12 protein-coding genes and 1 other RNA gene are annotated in these 15,339 nt (G+C 72.8%); 5 read left to right on the forward strand and 8 right to left on the reverse strand.

Annotated elements, in window-relative coordinates; genetic code table 11:
* The first annotated feature begins 193 nt into the window (after positions 1–193).
* Entirely contained in the window at positions 194–778 is a 585-nt protein-coding gene (locus C1I98_RS09795; protein ID WP_233507622.1) for a TetR/AcrR family transcriptional regulator, read from the forward strand.
* A 28-nt stretch (positions 779–806) separates the two neighbouring features.
* Here the strand turns inward: C1I98_RS09795 and rnpB are convergent.
* The 4 genes from rnpB to C1I98_RS09815 form a co-directional block, all read right to left on the reverse strand.
* Positions 807–1,211: RNase P RNA component class A (gene rnpB, locus C1I98_RS09800), an RNA gene on the reverse strand.
* Positions 1,212–1,241: 30 nt separating this feature from the next.
* Positions 1,242–2,456, reverse strand: coding sequence for a bifunctional RNase H/acid phosphatase (locus tag C1I98_RS09805; RefSeq protein ID WP_111166833.1), 1,215 nt, complete (start codon positions 2,454–2,456; stop codon positions 1,242–1,244).
* Positions 2,453–3,193 (reverse strand): zinc ribbon domain-containing protein, encoded by a 741-nt coding sequence (locus C1I98_RS09810; RefSeq protein ID WP_111166835.1) that lies wholly within the window; start codon positions 3,191–3,193, stop codon positions 2,453–2,455. Before C1I98_RS09810 ends, C1I98_RS09805 begins: the two co-directional genes overlap by 4 nt.
* A complete protein-coding gene (locus tag C1I98_RS09815) occupies positions 3,190–4,005 on the reverse strand; it encodes a Nif3-like dinuclear metal center hexameric protein (protein WP_267898030.1) in 816 nt (271 codons plus the stop codon). Before C1I98_RS09815 ends, C1I98_RS09810 begins: the two co-directional genes overlap by 4 nt.
* Positions 4,006–4,195: 190 nt before the next feature.
* Here C1I98_RS09815 and C1I98_RS09820 point away from each other — a divergent pair, with 190 nt between their 5' ends.
* Positions 4,196–5,545, forward strand: coding sequence for a flavin-containing monooxygenase (locus tag C1I98_RS09820; protein WP_233507624.1), 1,350 nt, complete (start codon positions 4,196–4,198; stop codon positions 5,543–5,545).
* 58 nt (positions 5,546–5,603) lie between these two features.
* Positions 5,604–6,701, forward strand: coding sequence for a M20 family metallopeptidase (locus tag C1I98_RS09825; RefSeq protein WP_199536833.1), 1,098 nt, complete (start codon positions 5,604–5,606; stop codon positions 6,699–6,701).
* Here C1I98_RS09825 and C1I98_RS09830 read toward each other — a convergent pair.
* The gene (locus C1I98_RS09830; protein ID WP_111166836.1) at positions 6,661–8,190 is read right to left on the reverse strand and encodes an AMP-binding protein; all 1,530 of its coding nucleotides are present in this window, start codon (positions 8,188–8,190) and stop codon (positions 6,661–6,663) included. The genes C1I98_RS09825 and C1I98_RS09830 overlap by 41 nt on opposite strands.
* A 340-nt stretch (positions 8,191–8,530) precedes the next feature.
* Between C1I98_RS09830 and C1I98_RS09835 the strand changes: the two genes are divergently transcribed.
* Positions 8,531–9,817, forward strand: coding sequence for a sensor histidine kinase (locus tag C1I98_RS09835; protein WP_111166837.1), 1,287 nt, complete (start codon positions 8,531–8,533; stop codon positions 9,815–9,817).
* Between the two features lie 11 nt (positions 9,818–9,828).
* On the opposite strand, the gene C1I98_RS09840 is transcribed toward C1I98_RS09835, so the two are convergent.
* Complete coding sequence (locus tag C1I98_RS09840) at positions 9,829–11,304, reverse strand: DMT family transporter (protein ID WP_111166839.1); 1,476 nt, start codon at positions 11,302–11,304, stop codon at positions 9,829–9,831.
* Between the two features lie 256 nt (positions 11,305–11,560).
* Here C1I98_RS09840 and C1I98_RS42720 point away from each other — a divergent pair, with 256 nt between their 5' ends.
* The gene (locus C1I98_RS42720; protein WP_199536834.1) at positions 11,561–11,728 is read left to right on the forward strand and encodes a hypothetical protein; all 168 of its coding nucleotides are present in this window, start codon (positions 11,561–11,563) and stop codon (positions 11,726–11,728) included.
* A 32-nt stretch (positions 11,729–11,760) separates the two neighbouring features.
* On the opposite strand, the gene C1I98_RS09845 is transcribed toward C1I98_RS42720, so the two are convergent.
* Positions 11,761–12,633: an ABC transporter permease gene (locus tag C1I98_RS09845; protein WP_111166841.1), complete on the reverse strand. Its 873-nt coding sequence runs from the start codon at positions 12,631–12,633 to the stop codon at positions 11,761–11,763.
* Positions 12,630–15,185: an alpha/beta fold hydrolase gene (locus C1I98_RS09850; RefSeq protein WP_111166843.1), complete on the reverse strand. Its 2,556-nt coding sequence runs from the start codon at positions 15,183–15,185 to the stop codon at positions 12,630–12,632. The genes C1I98_RS09845 and C1I98_RS09850 overlap by 4 nt, the downstream gene beginning before the upstream one ends.
* Positions 15,186–15,339 lie beyond the last annotated feature (154 nt).

Below are 15,339 nucleotides of genomic sequence, written 5' to 3' on the forward strand. Positions count from 1 at the left end.
TTTTTTTTTTCACGCAGAAGACGCCATACGAGTTGAGCGCTAGTCTCGTGGGCTCGGAGATGTGTATAAGAGCCAGGGGGAGGGCGGGGCGGCGGGGTAAGAAATGGACATGGCTGTCCCCTCGGTGATAGATACACGGCTGTAGCTATCGCTCAAAATAGCTACACGCGTGTAGCTAAAGCAAGGGGTGAAGGTGAGCGGACGAACCCGGCGTCCCCGCGAGAAGCTGATCGACGCCATCCACACGGCGGTGCTGGAGGAGGTGGCCGACGTCGGCATCGGCCGTCTGACCATGGACGGCATCGCCAAACGGGCGGCGACGGCCCGCACGACGCTGTACCGCCGCTGGTCCGACCCCGTCGAGGTACTGCTCGACGCGCTTTACCACATGCACCCGATCGAGGAGCCCACCCCCGGGTCCGACGACCTGCGCGGAGACCTCGTACGCGCCCTCAAGCTCATGGTCGCCTGGGCGCTCAGCCCGGCGGGCCGCGCGGTCGCGGCCATCCTCACCGACCCCAAGGGGGTCGCGCAGCTCTCCCAGCCGCTGTTCGAGCAGGTCTTCGCCCCGCGCGGCGGCACGTTCACCAAGACCGTGCTATGCCACTACGCCGACCGCGGCCACTTCCCCGCCGCCCTGCTCACCCCGGTCGTGCTCGACATCGGCGAGGCCCTGGTGGTCAAGCGCCTGATCGACACGAGCGCCCCACCCGACGAGGACTATCTCACCGCCATCGTCGACCAGGCCATCCTCCCCGCCCTCGGCCTGCGCCCCTGACCGGCGAGGGGGCCGGAAGGTGGCAAGGCGGACGAGTCGGCCTGTAGGCCGGGTTCTGTGCCCGCCCGGGGGCGGGCGGCGGCCATCCATCTAGGGCCGTCGTTGCCGACGGCCTCAAGCGATCTACCCGCGCGGCTCGGGCGGGCCGCCCTCGAACGTCGCGCGCGGAGGCGGCCCTTTCGGGCCGTCCCCTTCTTGACCTTGCTCCGGGTGGGGTTTACCGAGCCGCCCACGTCACCGTGGGCGCTGGTGGTCTCTTACACCACCCTTTCACCCTTACCTCCCGGCGAACCGGGAGGCGGTCTGCTTTCTGTGGCACTTTCCCGCGGGTCGCCCCGGGTCGGTGTTACCGATCACCCTGCCCTGTGGAGCCCGGACCTTCCTCGGCGGGCCCCCATGGAAAGGGGCCCGACGCGGCCGCCCGGCCGGCTCGTCCGCCGTGTCCTTCAGCTTATCGGTTGTTTCAGGACAGGTGCGCGGTGTCGTTGAGGGACTTCACCACGGCGGGGCCGTCCGCGTAGTACTCGATCACCGACAGGCAGGCCAGGTCGAGGTGCATGCGGTAGAGGGCGGCCGGCGGGGCGGCGAGGGCGAGGCGCAGGAAGGTCTTGATCGGGGTGACGTGCGAGACGGCGAGGATGGTCTTGCCCGCGTGGTCGGCGAGCAGGCGTTCCAAGGTGTCCTGGACGCGATGGGAGACGGACTCGAAGCTCTCCCCGCCGGGCGGCGCGATGGCCGGGTCGGCCAGCCAGGCGGTGAGGGCGTCCGGCCAGTTGCGCCGGACCTCGGTGAACGTGCTGCCCTCCCAATCGCCGAAGTCGGCCTCGCGCAGCCCGTCGTCCACGATGACCGGCGCGCCGGCGCGCGCGGCGACGATGGCGGCGGTGCCGCGGGCCCTGGCCAGCGGCGAGGTCACGATCACGTCGATCTCGTACGGCTTGCCGGCCAGGCGTACCGCCGCCGCCTCGGCCTGGGCGACCCCTCCGGGGGTCAGTTCGGGGTCGCCGACGCCGGAGAAGCGGCGCTCGGCCGACAGCGGGGTCTCGCCGTGCCGCAACAGCAGCAGCGTGGTCGCGGCGGTGACCGGCCCCCGCCAGCCGGTGCCCTTCGCCTCACCGGCAGGGACCGCGGCCAGCGGGTCGGTGCCGTCCGCGGGGAAGAGACCGCCGTCAGGCGCGGCCGGTTGGCTGGGGCCCTCGGTGGGGAGGAGGCCGTCGTCGGGTGCGGACTCGGCAGGGGCCGCCGACGCGCTCCAGGTCAGGCCCTCGGCGGCGGCGTCCATGGCCTCGTTGGCGAGGCGGTCGGCGTGGGTGTTGCGCTCGCGCGGGATCCAGGTCCAGGTGACCCGGAGCCGGCGGGCGAGCCCCGCCGCCTCGATGGCGAGGGGCCGCAGCCCTTCGTGCTTGACCTTCCAGCGCCCGGCCATCTGCTCGATGACCAGCTTGGAGTCCATTCGCACCTCGACCGCCACGCCCTCGCCGCCGTGCGCGAGCGCGATGCCGAGCCCGGCGATCAGGCCGCGGTACTCGGCGACGTTGTTGGTCGCGACGCCGATCGCCTCGGCGGTCTCGGCCACGATCCGGCCGCCGCCGGTCTTCAGCACGGCCCCGTAGCCGGCCGGTCCGGGGTTGCCCCGCGATCCGCCGTCGGCCTCGATGACGAAGGGACCGGCGGTCACAGCCCGGACTCTGCGGTGCGGACGAGGATACGGCGGCACTCCTCGCAGCGGACGACCTCGTCGGGGGCGGCGGACCTGATCCGGTTGAGGTCGGCGATGGACAGGGAGACCTTGCAGCCCTGGCACCTGCCGCCGTGCAGCATCGCCGCGCCCACGCCGTACTGGCCGCGCAACTTCTCGTACAGGGCGAGCAGGTCGGCGGGGATCTCGCCGACGATGGCCGCGCGCTTGCCGGCGTTCTCGGCGTGCTCCTTGTCGATCTCGGCGAAGGCGGCGTCGCGGCGCTCCTCGGCGGCGGCGCGGGTGGCGGCGGCCTCGTCGCGTTCGGCACCGAGGGTGGCGACCTTGGCGTCGGAGCCCTCGCGGCGCTCCATGATCTCAAGAACGACCTCTTCGAGATCACCCTGCCTGCGCTGCAGCGAGGCGATCTCCGACTGCAGACCGGCCAGTTCCTTGGGCGAGCCCACCTGCCCCGAGTCCAGGCGGGTCTGGTCGCGCTCGGCCCGGCTGCGCACCGCGTCGACGTCGCGCTCGGCCTTGGCCTGGTCGCGGGCGAGGTCGCTCGCCTCGGTCTCGGCGGTGATCACCTGGGTGGTGAGGCGGGCCTGCCGGGCCGCGGCCTCGTCGATCTCGGCCAGCTCCGGCAGGGTGCGGCGGCGATGAGCCAGCCGGTCGAGGATGGAGTCGAGCTCCGCGAGCTGGAGCAGTCGCTTCTGGGCTTCCGGGGCTGCTTTCACTTCGTATCCTCGCACTGTGCTGTTGTGGTCCAGGCGTCCGTGACCGTGGCGGAAACGCGCGTCTCAACAGTAATCCCCCGAGCGCCCAACCGGGACGCGAGACGGGCGGCGGCATCGGCCAGCCACGGCCATTCGGTGGCCCAGTGGGCCGCGTCCAGCAGCGCGGGCCCGCCCTCCTCGACGAACTCCCCGGCCGGGTGATGCCGCAGGTCGGCGGTGAGGAAGGCGTCGACTCCGGCGGCGTGGGCGGCACTGAGCAGGGAGTCACCGGCCCCGCCGCTCACCGCGACCTTGTGCAGGATCCGATCGGGGTCTCCGGCGACGCGTACGCCCCAGGCGGTGCGGGGCAGTCCGCGCGCGGCACGTTCGGCGAACGCGGCGAGGGTCATCGGAGCGGGCAGGCTGCCGATCCGGCCGAGCCCCCGGCGCGGGTCGCCCGGCGCGGGCGCCAGCGGGACGAGATCGCCGGTGAGGCCGACCGCGCGGGCCAGGGCGTCGGAGACGCCGGGGTCGGCGACGTCGGCGTTGGTGTGGGCGGTGTAGAGCGCGACGCCGTTGCCGATCAGCGTGTGCACGAGGCGGCCCTTGGCCGTGGTGGCCGCGACGCTGGTGGTGCCGCGCAGGTAGAGCGGGTGGTGGACGACGATGAGGTCGGCCCGCCAGTCCAGCGCCTCGGCGGCGACGACGGCGACCGGGTCGACGGCGAAAAGGATCTTCCGTACGGCCGCCTCCGGATCACCGCAGACCAGCCCCACGGCGTCCCACGACTCGGCCCAGCCGGGCTCGTACATCGACTCGATCTCCGCGATCACGGGGGCAAGCGTTCCTCCTGGCACGTTGCGCACCCTACCGGGCGTTCATACTGGAAGCGCATCCTGACACGGGAGGGCGGGGCATGCCCACGGTCGCGATCGTCGGCGCGGGTTTCGGCGGATTGTGCATGGCCATCCGGCTGCGGGCGGCGGGGATCTCGTCGTTCACCTCTACGAGAAGGCGGGTCGGGTGGGCGGCACCTGGCGGGACAACACCTATCCGGGCGCGGGCTGTGACATCCCGTCCCACCTGTACTCCTACTCGTTCGAGAAGTACCACTCGTGGACTCGCCGATATCCCGGCCAGCCCGAAATCCTCGCCCATCTAGAGCACTGCGCCGACAAATACGACGCCAGACGACATATCCGCTTCAACACGGAGGTCGTCGCCGCACGCCACAGCGGCGGCCGGTGGCATGTCACCACCCGCCACGGCGAGACCGAGCGCACCGACGCCTACGACGTGCTGGTGATGAGCGTCGGCCAGCTCAACCGCCCCCGCCTGCCCGACATCCCCGGCATGCCCGGCTTCGCGGGAACGAGCTTCCACTCCGCCCGCTGGGACCACGGCCATGACCTCACCGGCCGCGACGTCGCCGTCATCGGCACCGGTTCCTCCGCCGCGCAGTTCATCCCGCACGTCGCCGCGCTCGCCGCCCGCCTCGACGTCTTCCAGCGCACCCCCAACTGGGTGACCCCCAAGCCGGACGCGGCCTTCCCCGCACCCGCCCGGCACGCCCTGCGCCACCTGCCCTTCCTGCGCCGCGCCTACCGCGAATGGATCTACCGCAAGGCCGAGACCGCGCTCTATCCCGCGCTGCGCGAGGACGGCTGGAGCGCCGGCCGGGTGCGCGATCTGGCGCTGTCCCACCTCGCCCGCCAGGTGCCCGATCCGCAGTTGCGCGCCAAGCTGACCCCCGGCCACCGGATCGGCTGCCGCAGGATCGTCATCGACAGCGCCTTCTACCCCGCGCTGACCCGCGGCAACGTCGAGGTGGTGACCGACCCGATCAGCCGCGTCACCCGGCAGGGCGTGCGGACCGCGCAGGGCCCGCCGCGCCGCCACGACACGATCATCTACGCCACCGGATTCCACAGCACCGAATTCCTGGCCCCCGCCCGGGTCACCGGCCGTGACGGCGCCTCGCTGGCCGAGCGCTGGCGGGACGGCGCGGAGGCGTACCTCGGCATCGCGCTCCCCGGCTTTCCCGACTTCTTCCTGCTCTATGGGCCCAACACCAACCTCGGCCACAACTCGATCATCTTCATGATCGAGTGCCAGGTACGGTACGTGCTGGCCTGCCTGCCGTACATTCGCAGGCACGGGCACATGAAGGTGCGGCGGGAGGCGATGGACGCCTGGCGAACCCGGCTGGACCGGGCGATGGCCGAGATGGTCTGGCAGGGCGGCTGCCTGAGCTGGTACCGCACGGCCTCGGGCCGGGTGACCAACAACTGGCCGGGCACCGCGTCGCTGTACCGGCGGCTGACCCGCGCGCCGCGGCCGGGGGTGTACCTCCTCGGGCCCGCCCAGGGGTAACGTCGTCCCAGCGGCCGGAGATCATCCGGAGATCACGGCGAGGGAGGCACTGGACGCGATGCTGGCGGACATGCTGGCCGATCTGAAAGAGCTCGTGCTGTGCGAATCCTTCTCGGCCGACCTGGCGGCGGTCGCGCGCAGCGCCGACGCGGTCGCCGCCCAGGGCACCCGGATGCTCGGGAGCCGGCCGGAGACCATCGTCATCGACGGGGTCACGCACCTGAGGTGGACGTTCGGCGTCCCCCGGGTGCTGGTGCTCGGCCATCACGACACCGTGTGGCCGATCGGCACCCTGGCCACGCACCCCTGGTCGGTCACCGACGGTGTGGCCCGCGGGCCCGGCGTTTTCGACATGAAGTCGGGGCTGGTGCAGGCGTTCCACGCGCTGGCCGCGCTGCCGTCGCTGGACGGCGTGACGATGCTGGTCACCGGCGATGAGGAGCTGGGCTCGCCGACCTCGCGCCCGCTGATCGAGGACTGCGCCCGGGGCCTGGCCGCCGCGTTCGTGCTGGAGGCCAGCGCGGACGGCGGCGCGCTGAAGACCGCGCGCAAGGGGGTCTCCCGGTATGAGCTGGTGGTGCACGGCAAGGCCGCGCACGCGGGCCTGGAGCCCGAGCTGGGCGTCAACGCGGGCATCGAGCTGGCCCACCAGGTGATCGCCATCGCCGGCCTGGCGGAGGGCGCCACGACCGTCACGCCGACCCTGCTCAGCGCGGGCACCAGCCCGAACACCGTGCCCGCCGCCGCCCGCATCAGGGTCGATGTGCGGGTGCCCGACCAGGCCGCCCAGGACCGGGTGGACGAGCGGATGCGCGCCCTTTCGCCCAGGCTGCCCGGGGCCAGGCTGGAACTGATCGGCGGCCCCAACCGGCCGCCGCTGGAACCGGCGTCCTCGGCCGCGCTGTTCGAGCTGGCCTGCGAGATCGCCACCGACCTGGGCATCGGGCCGCTGACCGGCACGGCGGTGGGCGGCGGCTCCGACGGCAACTTCACCGCGGGGATCGGCTGCCCGACGCTGGACGGCCTGGGGGCGGTGGGCGGCGGCGCGCACGCCGACCACGAGCACGTGGTGGTGGCCGAGATGCCCGGCCGCAGCGCGCTGGTCAGCGAGCTGATCAAGGCCGTGCTGGCCGGGCGGCCAGGTAGTCGTCCCTGATCCGCCGCCTGGACAGCTTACCGGTGGGCGTGCGCGGCAGTTCGGTGACGAACTCGATCAGCTTGGGCCGCTTGAACCGGGTGATCCGCGGCTCGCAGTGCGCGAGCAGGGCCGCGGCCAGCTCCGGGCCGGGCCCCGCGGCCGGTATGGGCTGCACCAGGGCGACCACGTTGTGGCCCCACTCCTCGTCGGGCACGCCGATCACCGCCACGTCGGCGACGGCGGGGTGGGTGATCAGGGCCGCCTCGACCTCGGCCGGGTAGATGTTCACCCCGCCGGAGATGATCAGGTCGGCGCGGCGGTCGCACAGGAACAGGTAGCCGTCGTGGTCGAAGTAGCCGATGTCGCCGGGGGTGTACCAGTCGCCGCGCTTTCTGGCCGCGGTGCCGGCCGGGTCGTCACGGTACTCGAACCGGTTGCCCGAGGAGCGGACGTAGACCAGGCCGGGCTCGCCGGGCGGGAGTTCGCGGCCGTCGTCGTCGAGGATCACGGCCTCGAAGGTCGGCGAGGGCCTGCCCACCGTGCCGGGCCTGGCCAGCCACTCGCCGGGCTTGACGGCGAAGGGGATGGCCGACTCGGTGGAGCCGTAGTACTCGTAGACCACCGGCCCCCACCAGCTCATGATCGCCTGCTTCACCGGCACCGGGCAGGCCGCTCCGGTGTGCATCACCTGCGCCAGTGACGACACGTCGTACTTCGCGCGGACCGCCTCGGGCAGGCGCAGCAGCCGATGGAACATCGTGGGCACCATCAGCGTGTTGGTGACGCCGTGCTCCTCGATCAGGCCGAGCACCCGCTCGGGGTCGAAGTGCGGCGCGAGGACCACGGTGTGCCCCATGTGCAGGGCGAAGAACGAGTGCGCGGAGGGCGCGGAGTGGTAGATGGGCGCGGTCACCAGGTGTACGCCGTCGCCGGGCCGCAGGTCGCACACCTCGCCGAAGAACCAGATGTGCCGCGCGACGACCTCTTCGGGTTCGCCGTCGCGCAGGACGCGCTGCACCCCCTTGGGCACTCCGGTGGTGCCCGAGGTGTACCAGAGCATCGCCCCGGCCCTCCGGTCGCCCGGCGGGCCGGACGGCATGCCGTGGGCGAGCGCCGCCGCGCCCCGCACGACCTCGGCCCCCTCGGCCGCCCCCGCGCGTACGGCGGGCTCGTACGGCTCGGCCGTGACCACGATCCGCGCGCCGCAGTCGCGCAGGATGTAGCCCAGCTCGCCGGTGGTGAGGTGCCAGTTGACCGGGACGTAGTGCACGCCCGTCTGGCAGGCGGCGAGCGGGAGGGCCAGCGCGTCCACCCCGTTGGGCAGGACCCCGGCCACCACGTCGCCGTGGCCCGCGCCACGGGCGCGCAGCCCGTGGGTGACCGCGTTGACCAGGGTCAGCAGCTCGCCGTACGTGGTGACCGTGCCGTCCTGGTCGATCACGGCACGGCGGCCGGGGTCGGCGGCGGCGATGTGATAGAAGCCTGTAAGACCGGTTATGTCGCCCATGACTCGCAGCTCCAGCGGCTCGGCGCGCGGCGTGCGCGGTGCTCGCGGTGCGGGCGGGCCGATCGCGGCCCGCCCGTGGTGCGGATGTGCGTCGCGCTCCTAGGTATACCCGAAGCCGGGGCGCGGGGCATCGGGCGAATCGCGTGGCCCGCCCTGACCGCTTAAAGGGATCTTCTCCTCTTACACCACCAAACCCTAGTTTTACTCTCGGTTAGCGGTGAATCTCCCTGACTCCGAGCAACATACCCCTAGTGTGATCACCTGATTACCGGGGGCTCGGGTGAGCAGAAGGCACAGATGGTCCATCAGGACACGACTGGCTCTCGGCGCCGGTCTCGTGATGGGACTCATCTGCGCCGCGGGGATCGCGGTGGCCCTGATCGGGGTCCGCGACCTCGCCACGGGCGACCGCACCGAGCAGATCGCCGGGGCGTCCATCAAGGTGGTCCACCTGCTGCGGGAGGGCCGGCTGACCCCGATCCTGACCCGCCTGGAGGTGCCCGCCGTACAGGTGGTGAACGCGCGCGGGCGGGTCCTGGCCGCGACCCCGGAAATGGCCGGCATGCCCAGGATGGCCGACTTCGAGCCGACCGAGGCCGAGGTGCGCGCCCAGCGGCTGCGCTGCGACATCCCCGGATACGAGGGCGAGTGCATGCTGGTGATGAGCTTCCGGGTACACCAGCCGGAGGGCGACTGGCTGGTGTACGGGGCCGACCATGACGTGCCGTGGTACGTCAGCCCGCTGTTCTCCACGATGCTCATCGGCGGGGCGCTGCTGCTCGTGCTGGTGACCACCGCGGGCACCTACCGCACGACCAGCAAGACACTGGCCCCGGTCGAGGCCATCAGATCCGAACTCGACGAGATCAGCGCCACCGACCTGGGGCGGCGGGTGCCGGTCCCGCCCTACCAGGACGAGATCCGCCGCCTCGCCGAGAGCGTGAACCGCACCCTGGACCGCCTGGAGACGCAGGTGGAAAAGCAGCGGCGGTTCGCCTCGGACGCCTCCCACGACCTGCGCAGCCCGATCACCGCGATGCGCACGCAGGCCGAGGACGCGCTGCTGCACCCGGGTGACACCGACTGGATCTCCCTGGCCCGCGCCCAGCTCGGCAGCCTGGAACGGCTGGAGGCGCTGGTCAGCGACCTGCTCATGCTGGCCAGGCTGGACGCGGGCGCGCCCTCCAGACGGGACCGGCTGGACCTGTCGGAGCTGGTGCGCGGCGAGCTGGACCGGCGCTGGCGGCGCGTTCGGGTGGTGCGCAGACTTCAGGACGGCGTGGAGGTGCTCGGCGACCGGCTGCGGCTGGCCCGGCTGCTGACCAACCTGGTGGACAACGCCGAACGGCACGCCGGCACCGAGATCTGCGTGACGGTCGGAGACCGGGACGGGCACGCCGTGCTCGAAGTCCTCGACGACGGCGCCGGTATCCCGCCCGACCAGCGGGAGGTGGTGTTCCAGCGGTTCACCCGGCTGGACGCGGCGCGCAGCAGGGACGCCGGGGGCACCGGCCTCGGGCTGCCGATCGCCAGGGAGATCGCCGAGGAGCACGGCGGATCGCTGACCGTCGAGGACAGCCCGCGCGGCGCCAGGTTCGTGGCCCGTTTCCCGTCGGCGCGGCGGTGAGCCGCCGGGCCTCACATGGCCTCCGGGTCGGCGGGGGCGAGCCGGTCCAGGTCCAGCCGATCGCGGCCGGGCGCGTCGCCGTCGGGCAGGACCTGGAGGGGTTCCAGCGCGGCGGCCCCGGTTTCGAGGTGCTCGCCCAGGTGCGGGATGTCCACCACGATGACGAGCGGGGCGTACCGCTCGATCAGCTCACGGGCGGTGCGCTGCCTGACCACCTCGATGGCGTGCTGGACGACCTGGTCCACCGGCCCGTCCGCCGGGGCGGGCCCGTCGCCGCCGGCCGGGGCGGAGGGCGCGCCGCCCGCGCCGCCGGGCGCGCGGGGCAGGTCCGGGCCTGGGGCGCCACGCGGACGGGGCAGGCGCGGACCGCGAATGTCACCCGCGCCGTCCCAGACCGGGCCGCCCGGCACCGCGGAGGTCCCGCGGGCGGGCCCCGGCCGCCCGGCCTGGCCGCCCGCGTTCTCGCCTGCCGTGTCGTCCTCGACCTCGTCCTCGTCCTGGTCCGGCTGGAAGGACTGGAGGGAGCGCAGCCGCTGTGAGGCCACCCGCCGGGCCCGCAGCAGCGTCACGCGCGACTCCGCGGCGTCGGCTTCCGGCTCGTCGTCCTCGCCCCTGCCCGGCACCACGACGAGCAGCATGGCGATGGCGACCATGGCGCCGCCCATGACGACGCTCAGCGTCACCGCCTCGCCGTACGCGAGCACCGCGAGCACCGCGACCCACAGCGGCTGGGAGGAGAGCAGGACCGCGGCCGGTACGGCGCGCACGTGGGCCTGGCCGTACGTCCTGGCCAGGAATCCCAGCGCGCAGGAGACCACGGCGAGGTGACCGAGCACCGCCCAGTCGGCCGGGCTGCCCGGAAGGGTCAGACCACCCGGCACCGAAAGCACCCCGGTCATGACGGCGATCGTCGCGAGCTGGATTACCGCGATCGCGTAACTGTCGGCCGGACGGTCGGTGGACGTCTGCCCGAGCACGAGAGTGTGCGCGGCGTACAGGGCCGCGGCGAACAGGGTCCCCGACAGCGCGAGCACCGAGACGCCCTGGCCCTCGACTCCCTGGAGCAGCGTGAAGACGCACATCGCGGCGGCCGACAGGGCCACCGCCACCCAGACCCGCCGGGACACGCGCATGCGCAGCAGGATCAGGCCGAGCACGGGCGTCATCACGACGTTGCAACCGACCGCGAAGCCGGACACCGAGGAGGGCAGGCTGTGCAACGCCACGGCCTGCGCGATCTGGCCCACTCCGAACAGCACGCCCAGCAGGACCCCCCGTGACCAGGCCGCCGCCGGCAGCCCGCGCAGGCAGCGCGGCCTGATCGCGAGCAGCACCAGGGCGGCCAGGCCGTAACGCTCGGTGAGCAGGTCGGTCACCGGCATTCTGATGATCAGATCCTTCATCAGTGGAAACGCCGACCCCCAGGCGGCACTGACGAACAACAGAAGCGAGGCTCCCAACAGGGGGCGGGGAGCTACCACTGCCATACAAGCAGGATTTCACTACCATTCGCGACCACCGTGTCACAGATCGCTCAGCGGTTTGGTCCTGTACCACTCGGAGTGGTTCACCCTCAACCGGGTTTGATACCAGGATTGCGAAATCAGCCCAAAGTAACGACGGAAGTACAGTTCCGGGAGTGTTATCGGATCCTTGGTCCAATTGCGGACGCGACCACGCGATCGAGCCCCGGTAAGGGGGATGCCGTACGCCCTCCCGCCCGGCGGTCTCTAAGATGTGGTCGTGACACACGGACCGGATGACCTGCGTCCGGTGGACCTCTTCGACGAGGGACTACCGGTGCTCGATGACCAGACCAGCGACGACACCGACATCGGCTGGGGCGGCCGCCTCGACGGCGAAGACGACACCGCACGCCTGCTGGAGGAACGCCCGCCGCACTGGGGCTGAGCGCCCGCGGCGGCGGGGGCGCCCACGATCTCTCAGGAGACGATGTCCTTGCGGCCGAACCTGCGGAAGGCGACCGCGATCAGGATCGAGGAGTAGGCCACCGCCACGGCGACGCCCCTGAGCATCCCGCTCAGGTCCGGTTCGGGCGTGAGCGCCGCCAGCCATGCGGAGTTCCAGTACGTCGGCAGGAACTCCCGCACGCCGCCGAGCGCGTCCACGGCCTGGAGGATGTTGCAGACGATCACCAGGCCGACCGCGCCGCCGACCGCGCCGAGCGGTGAGTCGGTGGTGGCCGAGAGCAGGAACGCCAGCGACGCCACCACGAGCTGGCAGACCAGTACGTATCCCACCACCAGGGCGAACCGTGGCAGCGCGACGGCCGCCGGGACGACCTCGCCGGTGCCCGGCACCTGGACGTCCGCCCAGCCGAAGACGAGGGTCCCGGTCAGCAGGGCCATCAGCGGCAGCGCGCACACGGCCGCCGCCGCGTAGCCGAGCGCGACGATCAGTTTCTGCCGCAGCAGCCGCCCCCTGGGCACCGGGGCGGCCAGCAGGTACCGCAGCGACGCCCAGTTCGCCTCCCCCGCCACGGTGTCGCCGCAGAACAGCGCGACGGCCACGACCAGCAGGAAGGTCGCCGACACCGACAGGGTGAAGACGGCGAAGTTGAGGCCGCCGGTCGTGGCGAGGTCGCTCATCCGCAGCCCGGTCCCCGCCGCGCCCTGACCCGGCCGGGGCTGCCCGGCCCCCAGTTCGAAGGCGGCGGCCAGCACCCACGGCAGCACGAGCAGCAGCCCGAACATCACCAGGGTCCGCCTGCGGCGCAACTGCCTGACGAACTCCACCGACAGCGGCAGCGTGCGCCGCGCCGAGTATCCCGGCGCGCCCGCCGTTCCGGTGCTCACGCGTTGTCTCCGATCAGGGTGAGGAACACGTCCTCAAGGCGGCGGGCCGAGCCGTTCGGCCTTGCGGCGGACTCCAGCAGCTCGCTGACCGGCCCGGCGGTGACCAGCCTGCCGCGGTGCATGACCACGACGTGGTCGCAGGTCTGCTCGACCTCGGCGAGCAGGTGGCTGGACACGATCACCGTGCGGCCCTGCTCGGCGTAGCGGATCAGGACCCGGCGCATCTCCCTGATCTGCGGCGGGTCCAGGCCGTTGGCGGGCTCGTCGAGCACCAGCAGGTCGGGCAGGCCGAGCATGGCCTGGGCGATGGCCAGGCGCTGGCGCATGCCCTGGGAGTAGGTGCGCACCGCGCGGTCGAGCGCGCCGCCGAGCCCGGCGATCTCCAGGGCCTCGGCCATGCGCGCGTCCGCTGCCGGGCGTCCGGTGGCCCGCCAGTACAGCTCCAGGTTGGCCCGCCCGGTGAGGTGCGGCAGGAACCCCGGCCCCTCCACGAAACAGCCGATCCTGGACAGCACGGGCGCGCCGGGGGTCACCTTCCTGCCGAAGATGCGGATCTCTCCGGCGTCCGGTGTGATCAGGCCCATCAGCATGCGCAACGTGGTGGTCTTGCCCGCGCCGTTCGGTCCGAGCAGGCCGAGCACCTGCCCACGGCGCACGGCGAAGCTCAGGTCCGTGACCGCCCGCTCGCCGTTGCGGTAGCTCTTGGTGAGACCGCTGATCCGCAGCGGGACGTCCTCGTCCGGGGCGTCCTCGCCCGCCGTACGGCGGCGCCGCCCGGTGAGCGCGATCAACGCCGCCACGGCCAGCGCGGCCGGCGGCAGCGCCCAGGCCCACCACACCGGCCCCGCGGGCGGGGTCTCCAGCGCCGCGCCGGGCAGCGTGAGCGTCCCGCCGCCCGCGGGCAGCGCGATCGTGTGCACCGCCGCCTCGTCCGGCATGGCGTAGCCGAGGTCGGTGGTGCCGATCGCGACCCTGAGCCGGTGGCCCGCGGCGAACCGGTGATCGATCGCGGGCAACCGGATGGCGACCTCGCCGCCGCCGTCGGGGACGGTGAACCTGACCGGGGCGACCAGGCCCTTGGGGAGGACCGGCGCGCGGGTGTCCGCGGCCACGTCCTGGAGCCCGGCGAACAGCGTCACCTCCCGCCCCGGCGCGTCGGTGCCGGACACCCGGACGGTCACCGCCGGGCTCCCGGTCACCTGAACCGGCCGGGCCAGCGGGCGGGTCTCGAAGCTCGCGCTCTGCCCCGGCACATCCGCCGCCGCGCCGAACAGCTCGGCCGCGCCGCCCGCGCCGGGCGCGCCGAAGCCGGGGATCGAGGACACCGCGGCGGGCGCTCCCCCCGGCGGGGCGGCGATCCGCTGTTCGGGGCCGGACAGCGGCAGCGTGGTCCGCGCCGAGCCGCCCAGCCCCGGATAGCCGCCCGCGGTGGCGTGCAACAGCACCGGCTGCCGGCTGCCCGGGTCGCGCCCGCCGTCCCGGGTGACCGTGAAGGCGCTGCCCGGTACGCCCAAGCCGCCGTCGCGGGCCAGGAAGTGGCCGAACCAGCTCACCGTGCGCTCGTGGATCCAGTCGATCTCACCGTCGCCGCCGTCGTGGCCGCCGTCGAACCAGGCGACCTGGACCGGCGCGCCCGTCGCGGCGACGGCCCTGGCGTTGGCGTCGGCCTGGTCGAGCGGGAAGAGGGAGTCGCGCTGACCCTGGAGCAGCAGGGTGGGGATGCGGATCATGCCGGGCACCGAGACGGGGCTGGAGCGGCGCAGCAGTTCCACCGCCTCGGGGGTGGCCCTGCCGGTCTCGGCCACCTTCCGGTACAGGTCGCAGATCTCCGGCAGGAACCGGCCGCAGGCCGCCTGCTCGGCGGTGAGCGGCGTGGCCGGGCCGGTCCGGGCGGCGCCTACCGGCCGCTGCGGGGGCCCGGCCCTGCCGAAGAAGATCCCGGCCCACATGCGCTTGAAGACGCCGTGCTCGGGCCCCTGGCCGGTGGCGTCGGGGAACAGCGCCGTGGCCAGGTCGTGCCAGGTGATCTGAGGGACGATCGCGTCCACGCGGGGGTCGTGGGCGGCGGTCATGAGGGCGATCGCGCCGCCGTAGGAGGCTCCGGCGATGCCCACGCGCGGGTCGTCCTTGGCGTCGAGCCGTACTTCGGGCCGGGCGGCCAGCCAGTCCACGAGCTGCCGGGTGTCCTTGACCTCGTAGTCGGGGGAGTTCAGGGCGATCTGCCCTGTGGTCCGGCCGAAGCCGCGGGCCGACCAGGTCAGCACGGCGTAGCCGGCGGCGGCCAGGCGCTCGGCCTCGTCGCGGACGCTCGCCTTGGTGCCGCCGAAGCCGTGCGCGAGCAGCACGGCGGGCGCCCTGCCGCCGCCGGGCGGGGTGAAGAACGTCGCGTCGATCCGCACCCGCTGGTCGCCGGCCGGGCCGTCCATTACGCCGATCGTCACGTCGGCCGTCGTCACCGAATGTGACGACGGCCAGAACGCCCATGCTCCCGCCCCCGCCACGACCATGACGGCCAGTGCCGCGATGATCCAGCGTCCCGCCCAGCGCCTCATGCGGCGAGCCTACTCAGTGACACCAGAGACCGCTGAGAGGGTTTGTCCTGATTATCGGCTCGATGCCGCAAACCTCGCTCCCGCTTATGCTCGCACCCCCGGACAGCCGTCGGCACTGGGGGTACGATGCGCAGGCAGGTGTCAGCTACCCCCC

Origin of the sequence: Spongiactinospora gelatinilytica (genome assembly GCF_003236385.1) — a bacterium.
GTDB classification, from domain to species: Bacteria; Actinomycetota; Actinomycetes; order Streptosporangiales; family Streptosporangiaceae; genus Spongiactinospora; species Spongiactinospora gelatinilytica.

Coding starts and splice junctions, on each gene's coding strand:
- C1I98_RS09825 (WP_199536833.1), top strand. CDS start 5,604: ATGCTGGCGGACATGCTGGCCGATCTGAAAGAGCTCGTGCTGTGCGAA.
- C1I98_RS09830 (WP_111166836.1), bottom strand. CDS start 8,190: ATGGGCGACATAACCGGTCTTACAGGCTTCTATCACATCGCCGCCGCC.
- C1I98_RS09835 (WP_111166837.1), top strand. CDS start 8,531: ATGGGACTCATCTGCGCCGCGGGGATCGCGGTGGCCCTGATCGGGGTC.
- C1I98_RS09840 (WP_111166839.1), bottom strand. CDS start 11,304: ATGGCAGTGGTAGCTCCCCGCCCCCTGTTGGGAGCCTCGCTTCTGTTG.
- C1I98_RS09850 (WP_111166843.1), bottom strand. CDS start 15,185: ATGAGGCGCTGGGCGGGACGCTGGATCATCGCGGCACTGGCCGTCATG.